Below are 16,048 nucleotides of genomic sequence, written 5' to 3' on the forward strand. Positions count from 1 at the left end.
TGGGAAGTAGATACGGTGCTTTCTAGTCGAAGTGAGTCACGATCATGTCTGGTTACATTCGTAGAACGTAAGACCCGACTTCTATGGGCCATCAAAGCCCCTAATAGAACGGCTAAGGCTCTAAACACCGCCTTTGGCAAGTTTATGGGGGCCTTCGGTCCCCAAGTAAAATCCATTACTGTTGATCATGGTAAAGAGTTTGCCAATTATCAGGCCTTAGAACAGGATTATCAGATCAAAGTTTATTTTTGCCATCCATATTCACCATGGGAGCGAGGTTCCAATGAATATTTTAATAGGCGGTTACGCTGGTTCTTCCCGAAAAAGACCAATTTTAGCCAAGTAACGACTGATGAGATCCTAGCAGCACTTGAACTAATTAATCAACGACCATTAAAAATACATCATCAACAGACTGCCATTGAAAGATTCCGGGCTTGTTCGGATTAAACTTGTAATTTGCCATCTCAATTAAATAAGGCTCGTCCGGCCCAAACGCCACCACCAACGACCAGTACCGCCACTAAGAAAAACCGAAACAAGGCGGCAAAGGCCACGAGAATGACGAGTCCAATCACCAGGGTGCCAACCAATCCTAAGACCCACCCCGCCAGGCCAAAAACCAGACGCAGGATTGGGAACAATAGAAGAAGTCCTAATAATAAAAGAATCACCGTCATCGCTCCATTCATTATAACTAGGAGCCAGTTTACACTATTCTTCGCCAACTTTCACGGCAAAGCCTTCACGTTTGATAAAAATTTTAATTACTCGACCGTAATCTGTTTTCGGCCATTTTTCTTAGATCGATACAAGTTAGCATCGACTCGTTTGTAGAAGTCCAAAGGGTTGTGATCCGCCTCCTGGAGCTCGGAGACGCCGACGGAGACCGTGACTTGAATATCGACGTCGTTGTAGGCAATATGTAAGTTCTTAACGCCATCGAACACCCGTTGAGCCACGGCCCTGCTCATTGCCAGATCATAGTCTGGGATAAGAATGTTGAATTCCTCCCCACCAGTCCGGTAGAGCACCGCCTTCGGATCGTCCTTCTTTAACACCGTCGTGACTTGCATGGCGACCTGTTTCAGAACTTCGTCACCCGCCAAATGGCCGTGAGTATCATTAACTTGTTTGAAGTGGTCAATATCAAACATGATCATCGCCAGACTGGTCTGATGCTTGGCACTATGCCGGAAGTGATGGCCAACCGCCCGATCATAGGCGGCAAAGTTCTGCACGTGGGTCAACGCATCCCAGTTAGCCGATTGGAAGAGCCGTTCCTTAATACGCCGATCGCGGTCCTGAATCTGAAAGTAGCCATACATCAAGACGACTAGGATCGTGTAGTTTCCCAGCTCCTCGGCATACGTGCGCCAGTCCAAGTGGAACCGTAAGCAGACAATTCCCCAAAGGGCCGCGGCAAAGATTAGAGCAATACCCAGGTAGCGTAAGAAGGGCCGTCGCCACAGATGAACGCTCTGCTGATACGAGACCACGTAAAAAAGCACAAAGAGAAGCGTGTAGGCCCATGAGAGCGGCTGGTTCACGTTACCATTTAGAAACATGAACCCGACCGCTGCAATGAAGATCAGCCAATACGGGATCCGTAGCTGCAGAAAGTACGCCACAAAAATTAAGAGTAAGAGTTGAAAAGTGGTAAAAGTCCACGACAGATGACTGTCCCGAACCAGGAGTTGTAAGGCAAAGACTGACCCGACCGCACAGAGCGTCCCCACGGCAATCTGAACTTTTTTGACATCGATCGGTTTATTCGATGCCTTCACGTGCGCCGTTGCCCAGTTGAAAATAGCCCAGTAAAGGGTAATGACGCCCAAAACGAAGAAGATACTGGTAATGATTGGCGGAACTAGCCAAAGTGACCAAGCCATACTCAACGCGCTCCTTAATTAGTGATAGCCACAACCATCACTGGATTTCGGCTGAAAGATTCCAGCACTCCTCTATCATAAATCAGGATGATTGATAAATCCATAAATCTTTACATAAGATAAACGACCCACCCGGTAACTAGTTAACTACTATCCCCCGGAAAGTTTTACCGCTTTACCCTACTTAAACCGCTCAAAATAAAGTATGATAGTCATAGAGCGTCTGTAAGGAGGATTGTAAAAACATGTATCGTTATTTTCTGCAGCCACAATTAGATGTTTCCAATAACTCATTGATTGGCTATGAATTACTGATCCGCCAACAGGTTGATGGTAAATGGGTCCTCCCTCACGACTTCGCCTCAATTCCAATCGATGTCCAGGCCGATTTGATCCAACGGACAGCTAAGAAACTCATGCTAAAGATTGGTTCAGTATCATTTAACGTCAATCAAAGCCAGTTCGTTGATCCAACCATTGCCAAGGCAATTATCAATGCCCAACATCAGATTTATCCCATCAATCTGGTCCTTGAGGTCACGGAAGAAGTCACCGATGAACAGGTATCCCACCAACAAATCATCGATCAAGTTCACTACTTCGATGAGCATGGTATCCAGCTGAGTCTGGATGACATTGGCACGGGACTGAATACCTATGATCATCTCGAACCAATCCTGTCCTATGCCAGCGAGATCAAGTTTGCCATGCAAAACTTTCGTCAAGAAAAGCGCGAAGATGAAATTCCGGAAGCCCTCGCCTTCTGGCAAAAGATCGCCACTCAGTATAAGTTGCGTCTGATCTTAGAAGGCGTCGAGAACCAGGCCGAACACGATATGGCCAACCGCATTGGAGTTGACCTCCGTCAAGGTTGGTTCTACGGCAAACCACATCTCTTTAAACTTTAACGAAACCATCTCTTGCGGGTGGTTTTTTGTTTGCCAAATTTTAATAGCCCCTATGTTGGACAAGACGGATGATCAGGCAAGGTAACCTATTACTTATTTGAAACCATGTCTTTTCAGAAAGCTTAGCCATTGTGTGAATCACCGCTGCCACCAACTCAATCGGTTGGTATTAAAAAAGCTACTATTCCTAGTAGCTTTATTTAAGATAAGCTGTAATCACAAGGTATAAGTAAGTCAGAGAATTAACTGTCAGTAACACCTGTACCAGAAAAAAGGCTATTTTCACCTCGTTACTAGTCGGACTTCCCTCACCATATCTCGCATCGATGAATTCTGGACTCAATAAAAAGCTAACAAACAGGCATGCTAGCGGTACTAGCAAAACAACGTACTTAGCGGTGGTCAAAGTAGCCACACCACTCATATTTAGTTGCAAGGGGACTCTACTCTTCAATCGTGGGTATGAAGCTAGTGAGAGCCCAAATTCAAGCAAGTAAACGACCATAAACACGTGGCACAATTCCCTATATAAGGAACTAATCCTGTAACTCAAGGTTGTCATCATCCTTTATGATTTTTATCAAGACCCTTGCGTCTGCACTTAAATCATTTTGGCCGAATAGTAGCAGAATAGCCAATAGATATCAAAACAAAAAATCCGTTAGTTAAAAATACAAAAAAGCCGCCAGCGCAACGTTTTCACGTCACACTAACGGCTACCGAGTTGTTAATGATTGGGTATACTGGACTCGAACCAGTAAATTACGGATTCAGAGTCCGCCGCCTTACCAATTTGGCTAATACCCAATAAGCCTGTTTCTATTGTCGAAACAACTATTTAATAGTAACTTGTTTGGCTATTAGTGTCAACAAATTTCCACGAAAAAGTTCGCTAAACTGTATGAATTCCCAGCACAATGTAATTTTATGCAGAGAAGGATTGACATTTTTTGGCGAATAGCGTAAATTAGATATTGCTAGTAAATGACATTGCCCGCTGGTCAAACTGGTTTAAGACGTCGCCCTCTCAAGGCGGAGTTACGGGTTCGAGCCCCGTGCGGGTGATACTATAGCCCACAAGCGTTGATACATCAGCGTTTGTGGGCTTTTTGTTTGTCCCAAAATTGTCGCTAAAATTAGTGTGCATTTTGCACTATATTCATTGATTTAGCACCCCTTAACAACCTAAAAAGCGCTGCAAAACCGACTGGGTTTTGTAGCGCTTTTTGATTGAATATCTCACAAATCCAAACCATTTTTCAGAAGATTATGCTCAATTAGTGTCGCCAGCGCCACAACCGATAGACGCCAGTGACTAGCAAGACCAGCAGGCCAACTAGTGTGGCCAAAAATCCCACCTTTAACCCAGGCGTCTGGTAAGTCAGCGTCACCCGATGCTGACCAGCTGGTAGCTTAGCACCGACAAAGCCAACGTTCACGCGCGTCGTCGGTTGGGTCTTCCCATCCACGGTCAAGTGCCATCCCTTGGTGTAAGGAATCGAGGTGGTTAAGACACTAGCCGTTGTGGCTCGCGTGGTTCCTGTTACCCGATTATTCGCGACCTTCAAGCCCTGAAGGCCCTGCTGCTGTAATCGGTGCATCCGTTGGTCATAGGACTTGCCGAATGGCACGGCAACAACCTTCGCCGACTTGAACGACAGACTCTTAACCCCACTAAAGGTCAACAGAACATGCTGTCGTTTCGTGGCAGAATAACCCAGGTTCAGCAACACGTGATCCTTCTTCTGATAGTTCGACAGGTTCGACTGACCAAACTGACTAAAGCTATTCATATTCCTAAACGTATTGGCCGTCACAACATACGCCCCATCACTCATATTCCAGAGCGATTGCCGTAAATTATTCAGCCGTTGAATCCCCGTGAACATCTGGTTCTTATAAATGTTGTCGTTACGAGCATTCTGATACTTGTCCTTAACCGTGAACCGCTGGGCTTGTAACCCATCGAGTTCGAGGTAAAGTTCCGTTCCCCGCGTCTGTTCGGGATGGTCGAACTTCAAATCATAGCTAACCGGATTGCCTTGATTGTCACTGACCATCTTGGTTAACTGATGCCGGTTTTTCTGGGCATTGCGTTGAATCGTCGCATGGTTCTGTTTAGTCAGGGTCGTCAAGCGTTTCTTATCCGTAGTAATGCTGACGGAACGGTCCAAGTTTCCCTGGTTGAGGGTTGCCTGCATGGCTGCAATTGCCGCCGGGTCGGTTTGGTTGCCGGCTTGCCGGAAACTAGCCACCTTGGCTAAACTATCCAAGGCATTTGTGGTGTCCGGTACCGTCTGGTAGCTGAGCGTACGCTGATTACTCCGGTAAATCGTGGTTGGCACCCCAGTCACAGTAGATCCGTTAACCAGTGTCCCGTAGGTTAAGGCTTGCTCACGGTTGCTTCCATCCAAGTGTTTAAATTGTTTAGCCGATAACTGCTGCGTTTGCAAATAAGCCAGGGGCAAGGCGTTCTTAGACTTCAGGAGAATCGTGTCGTAATTATTCCCGAAGTGGTGGACCGGTTTGTCTTTGAATTTCAACGACTTGCCAGCCGCCGTCTCAATCGTTTGATAGTGATACGGAAAGACCTGCTGACCACGCTGATTACTGCGGGCAAAGATGTAGCGCACCCCTAATAGATTGTTCATCGTGGTCCGACTATCTGCCTGATTGATGGGTTTGTTCATCTTGAACTGGGTATTACTCAGCTCCTGACTGAAGTCCCCCACCGCTTTGTTCTGAATAGAGAAATACGACATGATGTCGCGGGTTCCCAGATTCATCCCCAAGTTAGTCTGCGCCTCATTACTAAAGTAGTAAAAGTTGCTGGTGGCCGTGCGTCCAAAACCTGGACGCGCCTTCACGTATGACTCGGCGCCGTCATAGAAGTTTTTCTGATATTTGGTGGCCACGCCCCGCGGTGTTAAACCAGCGCTGGCCCCACCGGAATTAGGACTGAAGTAGCCGTACCCGTTATTAATAATATTTAGACTGAGAATCCCCAAAAGCACCGTCAATTGGCGACGAGTCGACCACTGATAGAAATGGCCGACTAAAAGGGCGCCCAGCGTGACCAAGAGCCAGCCATAGGTAACAAAGTCATGGCGACTATTGCTGAAGATGAAACCATTAGCTGCCCAGATCACAACCAGCCAGCCCACGGCACCTACCATTAATGTCGTCAGATCACCCTGTGTTAACTCACCCAGCCGATCGGTAAAGTTCATGAGTGCCAGACTAAAGACCAGACAGCCTAATAAAAGCCAGCGTTCAGATGGCGTAGTCAGTCCATTCATCACCCCAGAAATTTCTGGCAAGAGTGACCCCACAGCCAACAGCAGAATACCAATATTCAACCACAGATAGCGGCGGAAATGGCGGAGCACGTAAATCAGTCCGAGAAAGGTCAGCCCAGCCATTCCCACATTGACCCAGAAGGCCATTGGGTTCCCCGTAGTCAAAATGGCATTGGGTAATTTCAAGTAGTAACTAAACGGATAGACAAAGTAACCATTCGCAAATTGAGCCGTGGCCCGCGTCGAGTTCAGTACCCCGATCAATGACGGTACCAGGAGCACTCCGGCCAATAGGAAGCCGACAATCCCGGCTCCTACTAGCTTGCCTAACGTCCGCCAGCCATTCAACTGACAGTCATTTCTCACCGACAGGTAGCGCAGGATCGCATAGGCGAGACTACCGATCGCTAAAATGTAAGCAAAGTAGAAGTTACTGATCAACGCCAAACCAGTGAAAACAGCCAGCGGCACCCAGGACTTTTCCCGATAAATCCTGTCAATTCCGTAGGCTAATAACGGAAAGAGAATCATCGGCAACAAGAAGAACGGATGACGAATGCTGACATACAGCGAATAACCCGTGAACGTATAAGCCAGTGTCCCGAGTAGCTGACTCCCCGGTTTGAACGACCGGTGTTGTGCGAACAGCATGAACGCCAAGCCACTCACATAGAGTCGGAGAAGAATTAACAGGTTGTAGCCCATCTCCAGATGACCCTTCGGACAAAGGGCAATTAGGTAGCTAAACGGGTCTCCCAGGACGTAATACGAGAAGGTTGTGAGTTTATCGGCTCCTAGCCCCAAATCCCATGACCAGCCCGTGAGACTCCTCTGATGGAGCCACGTGTAGAACTTCTCTAGAACCGGAAAATGTTGTGCCAGACCGTCGCCTTGCCAAATAAAGGACTTTCCCGTCAGGATAAAGATCCCATACAGGCAAATCGTGAGGACAATAAAGATAGCCGTATAGACTAAATAATTCTTTCGTGCCGCTTGTTTGTTCTCTCCCATGGAAATGATGACTAACTCCTCCGCCTCATAAATATATTAATCGTTAAATTATTTTTCAGATAATGGCCAGGTTTGCTTAGTTGACCGCCACTTTTCCAATAACCATCATGGTCTAGAGTGGTTCTAACGTCGCCAAGCCCGCGTTTAATTTTACCATAGCTTTTCCCGACAAAAAACTCCCAACCCGTCATTAGCGGATTGGGAGTTCTCGATCGACCTTATTTTTAGAGACGGTCGTTTAATTCTTTACTGAGTTTTTCGAAGCCAGGCTTACCTAACAAGGCAAACATGTTCGTCTTGTAAGCTTCAACCCCTGGTTGGTTGAATGGGTTAATTCCGTTCAGGTACCCAGAAATAGCAATCGCAACTTCGAAGAAGTAGATCAGGTAACCTAAGGTAAATGGCGTCTGATCTGGAATGTGAACGCTCATGTTAGGCACGCCACCATCGGTGTGGGCTAACACAACCCCTTCGTAGGCCTTTTGGTTGACGAAGCTCATTTGCTTGCCCTCCAAATACTTTAAGCCATCGAGGTCATCGTCAGCTGTTGGTACCGCCACGTCATGTTGTGGCTTGTCGACCGTAATCACGGTCTCCATCAGCTTCCGTTGTCCTTCTTGGATGTATTGACCCAAGGAGTGCAAGTCGGTACTGAAGTTAGCTGAAGATGGGTAAATCCCCTTCTGGTCCTTCCCTTCGGATTCACCAGTTAATTGCTTCCACCATTCTGCAAAGTATTGCAGGCGTGGTTCATAGTTTTCTAGCAATTCAGTGGTGTAACCCTTCCGGTAAAGGATATTCCGCAGGGCGGCATATTGGTAGGCTTCGTTTTCGTTCAGATCTGGGTTGGTGTAATCCTTCTGAGCGGCAGCGGCCCCCTTCATCAATTGGTCAATGTCAGCGCCAGAAGCGGCGATTGGCAATAACCCAACGGCAGTCAAGACGGAGTAACGACCACCGACGCCATCAGGAATGACGAAGGTTTCGTAACCAGCAGCATCTGCTTCGGTCTTAAGGGCCCCACGGGCTTTATCAGTCGTGGCGTAAATCCGGCTCTTGGCACCGTCTTCACCGTACTTCTTCACTAACATGTCCTTGAAGAGGCGGAAGGCGATAGAAGGTTCCGTCGTGGTCCCAGACTTCGAAATGACGTTAACGGAGAAGTCACGGTCGCCGATCAAGTTGATCAGGTCATGCACATAGTCGGGGCTAATAGAATTCCCGGCAAAGAACACTTGGGGTGCCTGACGTTTGTCGGCTGGCAAGTAGTTGAAGAAGGTGTCGTTTAAGAAATCAACGGCCATCTTCGCACCGAGGTAAGATCCCCCGATACCGATAACAACTAAGACTTCAGAGTCCGACTGAATCTTCTTAGCAGCGGCTTGAATCCGAGCAAATTCATCCCGGTCAAAGTCCGTAGGTAACGTTAACCAGTCGCGGAAGTCGCTACCAGCACCGGTACCCTGACGTAATTCGGAATCCGCAGCCGTCACAAGCGCTTGCATTTCTCCGAGTTCATTGTCGTGAACAAATGGTTCAAGTTTGGAACGATCAAAGGCGATATGTGCCATATTTAGATAACCTCACTTTTATTGTTATTGACGAGTTAATTATAACGCATCCTGTTAAAATGTAAATGGCCTAGTCCAATTTAAAATTTAAAACGGGACTGGCCGTTCCCGGTCAATCCCGCTAAATAGCTATTTCATAATTCCCAAGGTGACCCCACCTGCAACAACGAGTAGAGAGCCGATCGTGATGTAAACCATTTCGCGACCCGTCTTCTTTTCACCTAATAACCAGATACTCCCGAACGTGGAAATCACAATTCCACATTGGGCCAGAGAATAACTGATAGCCAGGCCGACCCGTGGAATTGCCATGAACATGAAGAAGTTCCCGATTCCCCAGACAACCCCGGTCAAGATATTCTTAGCCGTGGCCTTGTGCCACACTTGTTGCCGAGAAAAGATCACGAAGATCAAGGCGCCCAAGACCATCCCGAGTGATTGTGGGAAGAGAATCGTTTCCGACTTGAGGCCGGAGAACTTCACGATGACCGTGTAGAGAATGTAACCCACCGTGGAAATCACGAGGGCGACGGTCCCCTTACCTGCCTGAATCTGCTTGTCACCAACCGCCACCTTGGCGTTTGGATCCCGCAAGGAAGTCAAGACAGCGCCAGCAATCAGAATAATTACGGCAATGGTCCCAAGGGTAATCATCCGGGTCGTGTTCCATTCACCGAACAGAACGACCCCCGCCAACGCCGTCCCAGCCAGTTGTAACCCGGTCGAGATGGGCACCGTCCGTGAAATCCCGATGAACTTCATGGATTGGAATTGTTCAAATTGACCAACAGCCCAGCAGAGACCTGAGATGATCCCAACTAGCAAGGACATACCAGTTAAGTGACTGTGGAAGTAGAACAGGGCAAATAGACTAAAGATTACCGCCCCGACCGTCATCCCTAATGTTTGTTGGTAAGACGTTCCGCCTAGGCGACCACTGATTAATCCAATGCTTCCCCAGCAGATCGCGGGGATTAAAGCCATTAAAATATAGATATTCATTTTGTAAACCTCAACTCTCGTTTCAACTTAGTCCTGTATAATTGTAAGCCTTCTCAATTAGCATTAGTAAGTTTAATAGTTTCGATTCGAATTGTAAACTCAAACTCCTTAAAAAGATCCCGAATGGTAAGTGGTCTATCTTACCAATCGGGATCTTTTACATTGTTTTCATTGAGCTTTCATTAGTTAACGGTCAACAGTAAGCCCTTTAAAGCTTCACTGTGACGGTCAGCCTGATTCGTTTGGAAATCTACTGGTGAGAGGTAATTATTGGAAACACTTACATGACCGGTATAATTTTGCAAAGCATCCCCTACCGTCTCCTTGAGACGCTTCATACCATACATTGGCGTCGTCGTGGTCAACACGATCTGCGTCCCCGTGTGTGCAACCTTGAGCGCCTGTTCGAGTAAGTCTTGCAGGTCTTGTTCTAAGGTAAAGGTGTGCTTCTTACCCCGAATGAATGCTGGTGGGTTGATGAAAATGGTGTCAAAGCTTAGATCATGCTTAATCGCATAGTCCAAGTAGTTGGCAACGTCCATCGTCCGCATCTCAACGGCGGCTTGATCCAGGTTGTTGTCAGCCAGTTGGGCCTGTAAAGCCGTTGTGGCCCGATTCGTTGGGTCAACCGTTACGGCTTCGATTGCCCCACCAAGCATTGTTGCGGTCACAATCCCGGTCTCGGCACTAAACAGGTTCAAGATCCGGTGTTGTTCGCCATTTTCCTTGGCCCAGGTCCGAATGTCTCGGAATTCCAAGGCGAGTTGTTGGCGTCCTGCTAACAGGTCAACGGGATACGCAACACCATTTTCCATTACTGTCAGCGGTTGCTTGCCTAAGTCGCCTTGGATGAGCTGACCACGTTCTTGGTCGGGAGTCGTCGCCACAATCGTTTGGTTCTTCCCGATGGCACGGGCAAAGCCAGCGTAAATCAACTTGGCCTGTTGCTTCAAGGCCGTGTTCTGCCAACGGAAGACGTACGTGCTGTCGTAAACGTCGACCACTAAGCCACCCAGACCGTCACCGGTACCGTTAAACAAACGGTAAGCCGAGCTGCCCACGATAGCTGAACGCCGAGCCGCAGCGGCTCTAAACTTAGTTGCGAAAAAGCGATCATCGATACTTTCATTTTCCCGTAGGCTCAGGACATACCCAATTCCTCGGGGTTGTTTAGCAAAATAAGCGGTCGCAACGAAGTGGCCGTGGTTTTCTAATTGCACCCAGGCGCCGTTTTCAAAATCGTTTTTATTTTCTAAATCGGTCGTAGACAAGATTGGATAGCCGTCCTCAAACTTACGGACAGACTTCCCTGTAATTTGTATTTGCTTCAAAAGTTTCCTCCTTAATGATTCTTCTCATTGTATCACGGGAACACCTTGATTACCGGGCAATTTACGAATTTGTCTTAGCTCTTTGCGAGTTTGTCTGGTGTTGGTCCGGGAAGATCACAGTAAATGTGGTCCCTTGATGTTCCTTACTCGTCACACTAATCTTACCATGATGAAGTTGAACCAGCTGATGAACGATAGACAGTCCCAGCCCCGATTCACCATACTTGGTATTCTTCCGGGAAGGATCGGCCTTGTAGTACCGTTCCCAGATGTTCTGGAGCTGTTCGTCGGACATCCCCATCCCAGTATCTGCCACCTTCACAATGGTTTCCTCGTACCCCCGCTGAGCAGAAATCGTGATAGTTCCTTGTTGCGTAAACTGGATGGCATTCTGCGTGATGTTAAACATGATCTGCACGAACCGGTCGTAGTCAGCGTAAACCGGAATATCCTGAGGCGCCTGTAACTCCAACTGGTCGCCACTGTCATCGGCCTTCTGCTTCAACTGTTCAACAATGTTATGCAGGGCATCAACCGCGTTGAACTCATGGAGATTGAGCGAGATTTGATTGGACCGAATCTTCTCATAATCCAAGTTTTCGTTAACCAGCCGAATTAGCCGGCTAGTTTCACTCCGCATCAGGTCAATACTCTCTTCCTTACTCTCCTCGGGAATGGCATTGTAAGCCAGACCTTCGAGTAGTCCATTGATGGTGGTCAATGGCGTCCGCATTTCGTGAGAGGCATTGGCCATGAATTCTCGCCGTCGCTGTTCCTGGCGTTGAATCTCTTCTTGTGAGTCTTTTAGCGATTGTGTCATCCCATTGAAATCATTAATCAAGTCATCAATTTCATCACGATTACGGCTAGCCATTTCGACATCATAGTTTCCTTTGGCAACTTGATTGGTCGCCTTTCGCAGCTGATTAATCCGCGACGTGTAGTAACGTGCCAACAGATAACTCGCCACGATCGCCACAACAATCGACACCAGCAAGGCCCGGATTAGGTTACGATTAATCTGATTAACACTAGTGTTAATGTCCGACACGAAGGCCCCCATCACCACGACCGCCACTAATCGGTGGTTGTAGAAGTAAGGCTTCATGACCTCGGTCATCGCGGGACTAATTCGGCCATTCTTGGTACGAACCCGTTTGTCGACAACTTTGTGAATAATTTTATTTTGTTTGAGCTTCTTCCAATCTGAGGAATTGATCGCTTGCTGATAGACGTTGGCGGGAAAAACCACCCGGTTATTTGCACTATAAATGGTTGTGCTCACCGCTTGATTTTGGAGTAACTGCTCGCTACTCTCCAAGGAATCCGTATCGAATTCCACGTCATGGCTATCCTCGGAATTAATCCGCAGCGACTGCTCGATCAGACTGTTGGAATATTTCTCGAGAGAATTCCAGGTGTTGCTGTAAACCATGTGCCGGGTCATCTGCGAATACGAGACTCCCATGATAATTAAAATAATCATGATGGCCGCAAAGAACCCGAGCATTTGTTGATACATTAACTTCATCGCTGATCGGCTCCACTATCATCAAATTTATAACCCACCCCCCAAACAGTTTGGATAATCTGAGGGCCAACCTTTTCTATCTTCTGCCGGAGTTTCTTAATGTGGGCGTCCACGGTGCGTTCATCCCCGTAGTACTCATAATCCCAAACCAACTGCAGGAGTTGTTCACGGGAGAAGACTTGCCGTGGCTTCTGCGCCAAAGTCTTCAACAAGTCAAACTCCTTGGGTGTCAGATCGTGAATTTGCTTGCCATTGAGGTAGGCTTCTCGGGTCTTGGTGTTCAACTTGAAGTTCTCCGTCACCACATCAAAAGATTCCGTATCGTCCAAAGACTCAGTTGGCGTGGCCTTCGCCGTGGCGCCCAGCTCTGCACGACGATGCAAGGCTTTGATCCGGGCAATTAGGGTAATCGGACTGAACGGTTTCGTCACGTAGTCATCCGCCCCCATCTCAAGACCTAAGACCTGGTCACTCTCTGAATCACGAGCCGTCAGCATGATAATCGGCACAGTTGGCGACAATTTCCGAATCTCCGCACTAACCTGCATTCCATCTAGTCCGGGAAGGTTCAAGTCCAACGTGACCATGTCCCAGTCATTGGGCGAAGCGGCAAAGAGCTTCACGGCTTCATTACCATCATAGGCAAACTCCGCATCCCATTGTTCCTTTTTAAAAAACATCGACATCATCTGTGATACCGAATGGTTATCTTCAATCATTAATAACTTCATTGTGACCTCCAAAGTTAGGGCTACTAAATTCGGGGCCAGTAAAAGGTTGGTGCGTCATAGTGTCCTGAAATTACCAGGAGAATCAGAAGGCGTCATGACAGAACAATGAAGATTCTGTAACTTTTACCGGCAGTCCCTTAGCCATGTGGTTCCTTAACTACCTATTATACTATACCGGGAGATGGAAATTTTCCTTAAATTTGCCCCCGCCAAGTTAAATTGTTTGCAGCGAACCGACATTATGGTAGACTAGAACAGTATTGTCATGGGGCCGTTCTGGATTCGACTGGTATAGGTTGAACCTGAGCTGCGCGCCGTAGCGGCATCTACGTTAAAAGGTCCAGTTTATTATAACTGCAAAAAATAATAACAATTCTTACGCTTTAGCTGCTTAATAGGCGCTTAACGTAGATCCTCCTAGGCTTGCCCGCGGTCTAGATCTGGGTCCTAAATTTAACGGGCTTACGCTAACGACTCCCACCTGAAGCACGTTAGAAGAGATGAATCAGGTTAGCTGAGCATGAGGGCCCTGACAGGCGGCAAGTTGTTCAGCGAAACTTTAAATAGTCTGCCTATGCGTGTAGACGTTGAGGTGGCAATATGCTAGGACGCGGGTTCGATCCCCGCCGGCTCCATAAAGCAACAAAGAAGGATTGTTATAACCGCTTGAAATGCCGGTAATACGGCATTTTTATTTTTCTTGAATTTTACTAATTATCAAGAAATGGTAACCTTTGGTAACCTTTTTGGTAACCGGCATACAAAAATTTTATGCACGGGCGGTGGAAACTGTTAGTCAATTGGCTAGCAGTTTTTATTTACTTACATCTCTAATTACGAAAAACTATCTAGTTTGCTATATAACAATTGTGATACATTGAAGATATAAAAATGGGTTTGGAACATTGAGTTCACCAAAAGCCCTGACTATGAAGTGAACCCCAAAAATTGGAGTGAATTTCTAGGCCGCTAACTGGGTGGTATGTTTCCGGTATTTTACCAGGAACATACCAGCCATTTTTGATACGTTTGCGTTCCTAAACGGGGGCTAACAGTCGCTTAAAGCTACCTGCGATGCTTGCGGTCTAATCAATCCGTAAACCAGGCGATGCGGAGGCCAACAACCAGTATTTTGAAACATGCGCACTCACCTCCCCACCGTTGCTAGTGTGGGTTAGGCAACCTCCTCATTTTCCTTAAATAAAACTACAATGGCTACCGAACAGGTGCTTGCCTAGATGCCTAAATTGGCCAAGACCTATGTTGCAATTACAACAAAAGTGTTATACTGATCATTGTCAACGACCACTCAGTACGACCGTTTGCTGACAATTAATGATCTTGGAGGAATCGCCTATGTTTCGTGACATGCGTTTAGCTAAACAACAACTTTCAGCTGCCGATACGGCCCAGATTTTAAAGGATGCCGACTATGGAACCCTGGCTCTATGGGGTGAGGAGTATCCCTACTCCGTCCCAATTAGCTACGTCTATGACGGCAAGAAAATCTACTTTCATGGCGCTACCACGGGCCTCAAGAACGATCTGTTGACTCACCACCAGAAGGTCTCTTTATCTGTTGTCGGGAGCCACTCTGTTCAGCCCACCTCCTACACCATGTACTACACCAGTGTGATCGCCTTCGGAACGGCAACCTTGGTAACCGATCCCAAGACTATGCAACACGCGATGGAAATGACTTCAGAAAAATACGCGCCTGGTTTATTAAAAGGCGGCCGCGAATACATTACCTCTGAAAAGGGAAACTTCGCCGTTTACGAGATGTCATTGGACCACGTCACGGGTAAGCGTTCTAGTCACCTATCCACCGACTAGTTCACTTATTTCAGGATTAATCCGAAAACAACCTAAAGCATGAGTGCCTTTTGGCGACTCATGCTTTTTTCGATCTAATGACTGAGTCCGTTACTAGTTTGTCACTACCGTCATACTTGGTAATCGAATTGTCTTCATTTGTCATCTCACCGCAACCCCCTCGCAAAATTCACGGGGTATACTGACTTTATCGTTAGTTAATCGCGATAACAAATTCTAAAAAAAGCGGAGTGAATATTATCAACACCACAACTGTAAAAGTCTTAATCGGCACCTTAGGAGCAGCGGCTATGTTACTTGCCGGCACGCAGACGGCTTCGGCCCACATGACGGCCACAACGCCACAAGCTCAAGCAACACAAACGACTCAAACGGCGGCAAACACGACCACAACGGCCACGAACACGAGCTACAACCACACGAATAGTCAAGCCACTACGGCAACGACCAGCAACGCCTCTGGCGCTGTAGCCAAAGCCTTATCGGTTGCCAACAGCGGCGTGCCTTACGTCTACGGTGGAAGCAGCTTATCTGGCTTCGACTGTTCTGGCCTGGTTCAATATGCCTTTGGTCTGAATGCTCGGACGACTTACCAACAAACGAATCTGGGTACCCACCACTACGATGTGGCTAACGCACCAGCTGGTGCCATCCTATTCTGGGGTTCCGAAAGCGCCCCTTACCATGATGGGATTTCATTAGGAAATGGCCAGTACGTGGCTGCCCAAAACGAAAATGACGGGATTGGCGTCTTCAGCCAAACCTACTGGGCTCCTAGCTACTACATTACCTTAAACTAACCCTTAACTTAGGAGACGACTGACAGGTTCAGTTGTCTCTTTTTGATCTCCAATCTAGTCTGGCTACCCACCTAACTAATAAGGAACTGGATCGATCCCCTCCCCGCTAAAGGTGGTAAGTTATGGTCGTTGCCAG

At 47.3% G+C, this 16,048-nt stretch carries 11 protein-coding genes, 2 tRNA genes, 1 other RNA gene and 1 pseudogene; 6 read left to right on the top strand and 9 right to left on the bottom strand.

The genetic code is table 11. The features are described from left to right. Positions 1 to 450, top strand: a pseudogene (locus EKM70_RS00685) (IS30-like element ISLsa1 family transposase); the annotation flags it as partial. 17 nt (positions 451 to 467) lie between these two features. On the opposite strand, the gene EKM70_RS00690 reads toward EKM70_RS00685, so the two are convergent. Both EKM70_RS00690 and EKM70_RS00695 read right to left on the bottom strand, forming a co-directional pair. After that, positions 468 to 692, bottom strand: coding sequence for a hypothetical protein (locus tag EKM70_RS00690; protein ID WP_225416348.1), 225 nt, complete (start codon positions 690 to 692; stop codon positions 468 to 470). A gap of 75 nt (positions 693 to 767) precedes the next feature. Then, positions 768 to 1,892 (bottom strand): GGDEF domain-containing protein, encoded by a 1,125-nt coding sequence (locus EKM70_RS00695; protein WP_125544320.1) that lies wholly within the window; start codon positions 1,890 to 1,892, stop codon positions 768 to 770. A 245-nt stretch (positions 1,893 to 2,137) separates the two neighbouring features. Between EKM70_RS00695 and EKM70_RS00700 the strand changes: the two genes are divergently transcribed. Continuing rightward, positions 2,138 to 2,800, top strand: coding sequence for an EAL domain-containing protein (locus EKM70_RS00700; RefSeq protein ID WP_125544322.1), 663 nt, complete (start codon positions 2,138 to 2,140; stop codon positions 2,798 to 2,800). Positions 2,801 to 3,534: 734 nt separating this feature from the next. Here the strand turns inward: EKM70_RS00700 and EKM70_RS00705 are convergent. Next, a tRNA-Gln gene (locus tag EKM70_RS00705) sits at positions 3,535 to 3,607 on the bottom strand. A gap of 184 nt (positions 3,608 to 3,791) precedes the next feature. On the opposite strand from EKM70_RS00705, the gene EKM70_RS00710 reads away from it, so the two are divergent. After that, positions 3,792 to 3,865 (top strand) — tRNA-Glu (locus EKM70_RS00710). A gap of 212 nt (positions 3,866 to 4,077) precedes the next feature. On the opposite strand, the gene EKM70_RS00715 is transcribed toward EKM70_RS00710, so the two are convergent. From EKM70_RS00715 to EKM70_RS00740, 6 genes are all read right to left on the bottom strand, one after another. Continuing rightward, positions 4,078 to 7,110 carry a YfhO family protein gene (locus EKM70_RS00715; protein ID WP_125544324.1) on the bottom strand — a complete coding sequence of 1,011 codons (3,033 nt, stop codon included), beginning with the start codon at positions 7,108 to 7,110 and terminating at the stop codon, positions 4,078 to 4,080. A gap of 224 nt (positions 7,111 to 7,334) precedes the next feature. Further along, the gene (locus tag EKM70_RS00720) at positions 7,335 to 8,681 is read right to left on the bottom strand and encodes a glucose-6-phosphate isomerase (RefSeq protein ID WP_125544326.1); all 1,347 of its coding nucleotides are present in this window, start codon (positions 8,679 to 8,681) and stop codon (positions 7,335 to 7,337) included. Between the two features lie 129 nt (positions 8,682 to 8,810). Then, positions 8,811 to 9,677, bottom strand: coding sequence for a GRP family sugar transporter (locus EKM70_RS00725; protein ID WP_125544535.1), 867 nt, complete (start codon positions 9,675 to 9,677; stop codon positions 8,811 to 8,813). 188 nt (positions 9,678 to 9,865) lie between these two features. Continuing rightward, positions 9,866 to 11,014: a class I SAM-dependent methyltransferase gene (locus EKM70_RS00730; RefSeq protein ID WP_125544328.1), complete on the bottom strand. Its 1,149-nt coding sequence runs from the start codon at positions 11,012 to 11,014 to the stop codon at positions 9,866 to 9,868. A gap of 61 nt (positions 11,015 to 11,075) precedes the next feature. Further along, positions 11,076 to 12,545, bottom strand: coding sequence for a sensor histidine kinase (locus EKM70_RS00735; protein ID WP_125544330.1), 1,470 nt, complete (start codon positions 12,543 to 12,545; stop codon positions 11,076 to 11,078). Then, positions 12,542 to 13,276 carry a response regulator transcription factor gene (locus EKM70_RS00740; RefSeq protein WP_125544332.1) on the bottom strand — a complete coding sequence of 245 codons (735 nt, stop codon included), beginning with the start codon at positions 13,274 to 13,276 and terminating at the stop codon, positions 12,542 to 12,544. Before EKM70_RS00740 ends, EKM70_RS00735 begins: the two co-directional genes overlap by 4 nt. A 267-nt stretch (positions 13,277 to 13,543) precedes the next feature. Here EKM70_RS00740 and ssrA point away from each other — a divergent pair. The 3 genes from ssrA to EKM70_RS11605 all read left to right on the top strand — a co-directional run bounded on the left by ssrA (position 13,544) and on the right by EKM70_RS11605 (position 15,912). Continuing rightward, positions 13,544 to 13,914: a transfer-messenger RNA gene (gene ssrA, locus EKM70_RS00745) on the top strand. Between the two features lie 718 nt (positions 13,915 to 14,632). After that, positions 14,633 to 15,112 (top strand): pyridoxamine 5'-phosphate oxidase family protein, encoded by a 480-nt coding sequence (locus tag EKM70_RS00750; protein WP_164506285.1) that lies wholly within the window; start codon positions 14,633 to 14,635, stop codon positions 15,110 to 15,112. Between the two features lie 230 nt (positions 15,113 to 15,342). Continuing rightward, positions 15,343 to 15,912 carry a C40 family peptidase gene (locus tag EKM70_RS11605; RefSeq protein ID WP_318531959.1) on the top strand — a complete coding sequence of 190 codons (570 nt, stop codon included), beginning with the start codon at positions 15,343 to 15,345 and terminating at the stop codon, positions 15,910 to 15,912. Positions 15,913 to 16,048: the final 136 nt, after the last annotated feature.

The organism is Levilactobacillus lindianensis (assembly GCF_003946095.1).
In the GTDB taxonomy this organism is placed as follows: domain Bacteria; phylum Bacillota; class Bacilli; order Lactobacillales; family Lactobacillaceae; genus Levilactobacillus; species Levilactobacillus lindianensis.

Coding starts and splice junctions, on each gene's coding strand:
- EKM70_RS00690 (WP_225416348.1), bottom strand. CDS start 692: ATGAATGGAGCGATGACGGTGATTCTTTTATTATTAGGACTTCTTCTA.
- EKM70_RS00695 (WP_125544320.1), bottom strand. CDS start 1,892: ATGGCTTGGTCACTTTGGCTAGTTCCGCCAATCATTACCAGTATCTTC.
- EKM70_RS00700 (WP_125544322.1), top strand. CDS start 2,138: ATGTATCGTTATTTTCTGCAGCCACAATTAGATGTTTCCAATAACTCA.
- EKM70_RS00715 (WP_125544324.1), bottom strand. CDS start 7,110: ATGGGAGAGAACAAACAAGCGGCACGAAAGAATTATTTAGTCTATACG.
- EKM70_RS00720 (WP_125544326.1), bottom strand. CDS start 8,681: ATGGCACATATCGCCTTTGATCGTTCCAAACTTGAACCATTTGTTCAC.
- EKM70_RS00735 (WP_125544330.1), bottom strand. CDS start 12,545: ATGAAGTTAATGTATCAACAAATGCTCGGGTTCTTTGCGGCCATCATG.
- EKM70_RS00740 (WP_125544332.1), bottom strand. CDS start 13,276: ATGAAGTTATTAATGATTGAAGATAACCATTCGGTATCACAGATGATG.
- EKM70_RS00750 (WP_164506285.1), top strand. CDS start 14,633: ATGTTTCGTGACATGCGTTTAGCTAAACAACAACTTTCAGCTGCCGAT.